4 protein-coding genes are annotated in these 3,869 nt (G+C 44.1%); all 4 read right to left on the reverse strand.

The genetic code is table 11. The annotated features are described in order from the left end of the window. Window positions 1-855 (reverse strand): TonB-dependent receptor plug domain-containing protein (locus VIM72_RS24580; RefSeq protein WP_332005471.1); only part of this gene is annotated, 855 nt, incomplete at its 3' end. A gap of 392 nt (window positions 856-1,247) precedes the next feature. Beyond that, window positions 1,248-2,849, reverse strand: a complete 1,602-nt coding sequence (locus VIM72_RS24585) for a DUF6377 domain-containing protein (protein WP_332005472.1) — start codon at window positions 2,847-2,849, stop codon at window positions 1,248-1,250. Window positions 2,850-2,971: 122 nt separating this feature from the next. Next, window positions 2,972-3,415, reverse strand: a complete 444-nt coding sequence (locus tag VIM72_RS24590) for a copper resistance protein NlpE (protein WP_332005473.1) — start codon at window positions 3,413-3,415, stop codon at window positions 2,972-2,974. Window positions 3,416-3,458: 43 nt separating this feature from the next. Then, window positions 3,459-3,869, reverse strand: a 411-nt coding sequence (locus VIM72_RS24595) for an esterase-like activity of phytase family protein (protein ID WP_332005474.1), incomplete at its 5' end; no start/stop codon positions are given.

Below are 3,869 nucleotides of genomic sequence, written 5' to 3' on the forward strand. Positions count from 1 at the left end.
GGCACGGTATTCATCCCCATTCAGCACATCAAGTTTCCTCATGATGTTGCTCATGCCCACGGAATAGTTAACATCTACTACAGTAGGACCAGCCGTTCCTTTTTTGGTATTGATAATGATAACGCCGTTTGAGCCACGGGAGCCATAAATGGCGGTGGCAGAAGCATCTTTCAATACTTCCATAGTGGCAATATCGTTGCTGTTGATAAAGTTGAGCGGGTTGGCGTCCGGCGTTTGCCCTAACCCGGTGAGGTTAAGGGAAGGGCGTGCTACACGGCCGTCCAGCGGAACTCCGTCCACCACATACAGTGGCTGGTTGCCGGTACGAACAGAAGATACTCCCCTGATCCTTACCGTGGCGGAGGCGCCGGGAGCGCCATTGTTATTCAATATCATCAAACCTGATACCTTACCCTGGATCAGCTGATCCGGGGCAGAGGTGATACCCTTATTAAAATCGGCGGCTTTCACCTGGGCAATAGCGCCGGTAATATCCTTTTTACGGGAGGTACCATAACCTACTACCACTACATCCGTAAGGGTCGTATTTTCCTGTACCAGTTGTACGTTTACATTTGTTTTGCCGGCAATGCTCACTTCCTGGGCAGTATACCCGATGAAAGTGATGATCAGCGCGGTCGCTTCCGGAGGCACAGATACCTTGAAAGCTCCCTCGGCATCGGCGGAAGTCCCGCTTTTAGTGCCTTTTATCTGAACAGTGGCGCCCGGGATAGCCACCCCGTTCTTGTCCGTGATCTTACCGGTAATGGTCTTATTTTGTGCGGCGGCAATGCCTTGTATTGCCAACATTAATGTGCACAAAAAAAGATGCTTAATGGATCTTGTTTTAAACATAAAGTGGATTTTTTGAGCAGTCGTATATACTGCTCCCGTGGATTAAATGTTTTTCATTAAATTTTTTGTGAACGGAAAATAAGGCGTTGCTTGCCGGGTATGCCCGGCAGTTTTGTCAACGTGGATAATCTTTGTTTTTTGAACCGACCCTGGTCGTTCTGTCTTCTTTTAGTGGTTTTTAGTTCTCAGTTAGAATTTAGAGTTTTGGTATTATCATTCTACTGATCCAAAGTAAAAAATGAATCAGCAGGTCAACAAGTTTTACAATCAAAATATAGAAAATAAAGGCGAATAATCCAAAATTATCTCACTAATATCATTGAATTTCAAATACTTATATTTACATATAAATATTTGATATATAAATAGCATAAGAAGGATTTCAGCGCTTTTTACAGGGCTTTAATGTTCATAATATGCGTTTCGAATTCTTCACTGGGGATTAGTGCGCGCTTTTTGATCCGGGTTTTATAGGCATAAATGGTATTTACTGAATACTCCAGGATGCGGGCAATTTTTTCATTGTCGCTGATACCGATCCGGATCAGGGCAAAGATCCGGATATCCGTATTCAACAGTTCGTTTTCTTTCAGCACCACCTGGTTTTCTTTGTCAAAAAGTGCATTGAATTCTGCCACGAAGTGCGGAAATATTTTAAGGAATACCCGGTCGAAATTGGTGAAAAGCTCTTCCCTTTCCTGGCGGATGTTAATATTATTTACCAGAAATCTGAGTTCTGACGGTTTATTGTCGGTTAACTTCTGCTCAAGGTTCTGTTTCAGCTTCTCTATTTTTCCAATGTAGGTGGCATTAATATTAAAGCAATAACCTACATACTCCTCTTTAATCTTATTGGCTTCCAGCAACTGGTTGTTGATTTCCTGCTGTTTCAGGTTAGCGGCGGTAATAATGCGTTGAGCGGTTTTGAGTTTCTGCACCTGCCGGAATACAGTAATGGCCAATATTACCAATGCCATCAGCAACAGGGTTACAATAGCGGCATAAATGAGCAAAGACCTGGTTCTTTCTTCTGCTGTATTGATCCGTTCATGCTCAATAATGGGTAAAATACTACTTACCATTACTTTTCTTTGCCGGGCGCCATAAAACACGGCTTCCGAAATAGCCCTTTCAATACAATGAGATGCATTTTTTACATCGCCCTTTTCAAAAAGCAGGGTGGCCAGGCTGTAGGCGGCCATGGTTTCTTTGGTGGAAGTCTGGATATCCGCAATGGCAGATCTGATCATCAGGCAAATAGCAGTATCCTTGTTACCGGCGGCATCATATATGGAACCCAGGGTACAGGCTGATATGGCCAGTTGCCGGCCCGAAAGCCCGGGCTGATCCAGGTTCGGGAAAATAGCCAGGGCTCCCGTGACATCTCCCAGTTTGAATAACTGTAATCCTTTGTTGTACTTATATTCAAATGAACCGGGCGCCACCAGGTGAAGCGCGGAATCAACATATATACTGGCTTGCTTAATATAGGCCGGGGTATAATATTTATCCTGGTTATAGTCTGCCAGGTCAAAATACAGGCGGCTTTTCATCAGGAAAAATTCTACCCGGATACTATCCGGCGCACCGGTCGGATCAATGGTATTGATAAAGGCGGCCGTTTCGGTGAACATGCCGGATGATAATAACACATACCCCAGCTTAATCCGTGCATCCGTGATCAGTACCGGGTCGTGCAACTGCTCCGCCAGCACCTGCAGCTGCCGGGCATATGTAAATGCAGAATCGAAATTGAATACTTTGTAGGCATTGTAAAGTTGCCTGCAAATAAGATATTGTTGAGTAACATCATTGCCTGCTGCCTGCCTGGTCCTTTTTATACTGTCAATTCCACGGAGCTTGATGGAATCATAAACAGCCGATTGGGCCATCGTTTTGTTGAGTTCTTTCAGCAGGCTGTCGGCCGGTGCTTTACCATAGGCATTTATAAAAAAGAGTAAGCATAAAATCAGATAGCCCGGAATGCGATTCATAATAAGTCAGAATGATAAAAGGTCACAGGTCACCGCTAAATTTAAGCGACTTTTTTGATATAACACCAGGCGCCGGTTTATTTTAAAACGGCGTTTCAAACCCCTTTTATCATCTTTACATACTAAAGCACCTTTTTCAGGGTATAATTACGCCCGTTTTGTATAGTTTTCTGCTCAGCATCCAGCAGGAGCAATTCGTTGTCATTTACCTGCTGGTAATAGCGCTGAAGGTTCCTGTCCTTATCAGGATTCAGATGGATCACGGTAGCTCCTGGATCAACCGCGGTTCCATGCACAATGGTATAGGTACCCTGGCTTGGCAATGTCTGGTTTTTCCCCTGGTAGGTTTCTTTCAGAATGAAATGGTTCTCCGGTCGCCTCTGGAGTGTGAGTTCTGTAACAATGCCTTCACAGTCGGCGCATGGCAGGGTCCCGGAATAAGTAACTACCGCCGCAGTGTCTGAAGAGGAGCTCACTGCTGTATTATCCGACTGGCCGGTTGTTGTACCGGAACTCTGGCAGGCAGCAAAGACCACAGGCAATAACAATAATGGCAAGTATTTCATAGAGCAGTTTTCTGATCATAACAACAGATGGGCTTTATTGTTTTTAGGGGATAATTTCAAAGAGGAAAAACTGGTTTTCTTCTTTCTCAGAAAAATTATTATCTGCAACAAATACCAGGCTCCGATGCCCATTGGGTAATACGGGGCCGAAAGTAACGCCTTCGATGTTATCTATATATTTTCCCAGGCTTACGAAGTCCAGTAATAAAGTTTTGGCAGCCGGTTTAAAACGGGTATCTGTCTGCAGGGAATTAATACCGCTTATATCCGTGGCATTATGAAGGTCGGTGATAAACACTTTAATCGTACAATCCTTTACACCGGTGGAAAAGGATCTTTCAATAGTTAATAATTTATCATCACCCAATACCATAATATCCGAAATGCCATTCACTTTAAACGCGTTTTCCGGAATGGCGGGATGCGCCACAGGTTCCAGTTTATAGGCATATTG

The organism is Chitinophaga sp. (assembly GCF_036569185.1).
In the GTDB taxonomy this organism is placed as follows: domain Bacteria; phylum Bacteroidota; class Bacteroidia; order Chitinophagales; family Chitinophagaceae; genus Chitinophaga.